This is a genomic window from Gammaproteobacteria bacterium (assembly GCA_011375345.1).
Lineage (GTDB): Bacteria > Pseudomonadota > Gammaproteobacteria > DRLM01 > DRLM01 > DRLM01.
The window spans coordinates 1-2755 of sequence record DRLM01000067.1 but is presented as its reverse complement, the minus strand read 5'-3'; the positions used below and the strand labels follow the sequence as shown (position 1 = coordinate 2755).

General features: G+C 62.7%; 3 protein-coding genes. All 3 read right to left on the bottom strand.

The features are described from left to right. Positions 1-222 (bottom strand): hypothetical protein (locus ENJ19_04875; GenBank protein ID HHM05060.1); only part of this gene is annotated, 222 nt, incomplete at its 3' end. Continuing rightward, positions 219-1004: a TIGR03759 family integrating conjugative element protein gene (locus ENJ19_04870; GenBank protein ID HHM05059.1), complete on the bottom strand. Its 786-nt coding sequence runs from the start codon at positions 1002-1004 to the stop codon at positions 219-221. The genes ENJ19_04875 and ENJ19_04870, both read right to left, overlap by 4 nt. Before the next feature lie 316 nt (positions 1005-1320). Next, on the bottom strand, positions 1321-2151 hold the full coding sequence (locus tag ENJ19_04865; protein ID HHM05058.1) for a hypothetical protein: 831 nt from the start codon (positions 2149-2151) through the stop codon (positions 1321-1323). Positions 2152-2755: the final 604 nt, after the last annotated feature.

The following is a 2755-nucleotide window of genomic DNA, read 5'->3' as shown; positions in this document are numbered from 1 at the left end:
GTAGGGCAGCACCCGGTCGCCGGATTGGCGGCCGCTCTCGGTCAGGGCGATGGCGAACAGGATCCCCGCCGGCACGCCGTATTCACGGGCCACACGCTGATAAGCCGGTGGTACCGTCAACAGCGCACTCCCGCCTGTTGCGGACAAAGAAGCGGAAGCGGCCACCTGGCAATGCAAGTGCAACATCAGGGTGAACACCAGGGTTGTGGTGACCTTGCTCATGGCTGGGTACCGCCTGCGCCCGCCAGGGGAAGCAGTTGCTTGCCATCACGCACGAAAACCAGTGGCAATGCCTGCTTGTTCCCCTCGTAGAGCGCGAACAGCCCCACTCCCTTGTTGAGGGTGATGCGCTTGCTGAGCACGGCTTTGGGATCGATGCCTGCTTTGTGGGCAAAGGCGCGAATGGCTTTGACATCGTTGGTATTGGTGACATAGAGATCCAGGCCGGCAATGTCCTGACGGCCCGCCAGGCTTTTGGTCCGGGCCAGACAGTCCAGACAGGACGGGTCGGTGGACACGAACAATGCCAGGCGCTTGCCGGTGGCCGCCGCCCGGGTGAGGGAAGCCGTGGCGGCGCCGGGCAGCCGGGCGGGATCAAACATAGGCCGGCCCAGGCGTTTCCAGGCGGCCTGCACCTCGAACTCGAACGCCAGGACACGCTCCGTATCCTCGTACATCAGACGCACCAGGCGGTCGGCGTATTCGCGGCGCTCCTGAGGCGTGCGGGCGTGGATGCCCAGCACCTCCAAGGGTGAGATGTTGGCTACCGAGAAGGCGCCGCGCGGTCCCTGCATCAGCGTTTTGAATCGCTTGTATTCTGTAGCGTCGATACCCCATTGCGCCTGCATCGGCTGCGGTTCCAGGGCGGTTACGGCGCTCTCATTCGTCCGGGTGTTGGCGGCCTGGGTCACCCGGGGATCGGTCGTAGTGTTTTCCGTTGCCAGGGCGTTTTCCAGGCCAATGCCCAGCAGGGCCACGGACCAAAGGATCAGGAAGCGGATCATCGCGTTCCTCCCGGCCGGCAGGTGCGCCCGCCTGGCAACAGGCACACGCGGTCACGCCAGGAACGGCTGAGGTCGCAAACCCGGTAGGGCGCATCCGTCGTCGGACAGGCTGCTGCCGGGGCGCTCTTCGCAACCGGCGCGGCGGTGGGCGAGGGTGGTCTGTTGCGATGGGGTTGGCCGGCAGTATTGTCGGGTATCGGCGGCAGGTCAGCCGTACTGTCCCGACGGTCTGGTTTGGACAAGGTACTGCAACCGCCAAGGCCTATCCCGCCAATGATGACAAGGCCCCACAGGAGAAAACGCCCGGACCGGTTCATCATGGCGCCACCTCCAAGGTGGCATCGAGGCCGTTGCGGCTGAAATGCGCCCGGCCCGTGGCGGGATCGGCGCTCAATAACCGCCAGCCTGACAGCGCGTCACCCACGGACAAGAACTGTTCGCCCTTGGCCGAGCGGATCACTACGGATGGTTTGCCGTCCCACCAGTCGACGGCGGTAATGCGAAACGGCAGAGAAGCGCCGCGCCGGCGGGCGCCGGCTTTGCCGTGCAACTGTTTCCAGTTGTCCCCGGCGCGCTGTTCCACGTGGATCAAGCGCTGATCGAACTGCTGCAGCTCTGCGGTGAACTGGGCCAGGGCGTCGCTGTCCCTGGTCTGCTGCAGGGCATCGATTCTGCTGGCCAGGGTGGCGATGGTGGATTCAATACCGGTCAGCCGGGCGTTCACCGCATCCGATGAGGCTGCCATGTCGTGACGCAGGCTGGACTGGTTGGCCGCCAGGGTATCCAGGGAATCCTCGACCCGGACCAGTCGCGCATCCAGAGCGCGCCCGTCGTCAGGCGGGTTGTCGAGAGGGTCGCTCACAGTCTGGGGTGGCTGTTGGGTCGTCGGTCCGGCGGCCGGGGTACTCCCCGTTGCGCCACTGTCCGGTGAAGCACCCGCCACTTCCGACGATGTGGCTACTGCTGCAGCTTTGGGCGTAAACAGCAGGGTTTTCATTGCCACACCTGCGCCAACAAGAATCACCAGGGAGAAAATGACCACAGCCAGCTTGGTCATGGTGCTGTTGCCTGTCTTGCCGGTGGCCGTGGAGGTTTTACTGGGCGCGTCTTCCAGATTCGGCAGGCCGGTTGTCCGGTTTGAACTCATGCTGTTGTCTCCAGTTTCATTTCCACAACCTCCCAAGCCAGCTTCGGGGGTCCTTGCGTTCCTTGGCTTCGGCCCGGAGGCGTGTGAGTAGTGACAGGGCTTGCGCACAGTCGAGAATTTCCTTCGTGTTCTTCAGGAAGTCCTCTACCTGGAGCTGGGGCCGGTAATGGTCGAGCTTCCAGCCGCCCGTATCGTCGCGTGACAGAAGTTGGTTTTGCGGCGTGAAAAGAAACGGAAGCTGATGTGCTTGGGCGTAACCGCTGAGTGCCTGGTAATAGTGATAAAAAGCCCAATCCACCTGATGACGAACGACCGTTACGCCATGGAGCATGGTGCGGCCGGCATAGTGGAAATCGAATTTGGCGATGCAACTGCGATGGTGGCCATCGACGGAGACGTAGTAGTCCAGGCCGTCCAGGCTGACATAGTGCATGGCGGGCTTTTTTGGTGCGGTGTCCAGGTAGTAGCCGGGGTTGGAACGGTGCAAGGACAGATTGATGTCCATACGCTTGCCGCCATTGAGAAACTCAAGCCAGGTTTTTCCCTGATAGTCGGGATGTTGGGTGCCCACCACCCGGTGGATGTTGATCGATTCCTGGTCGCT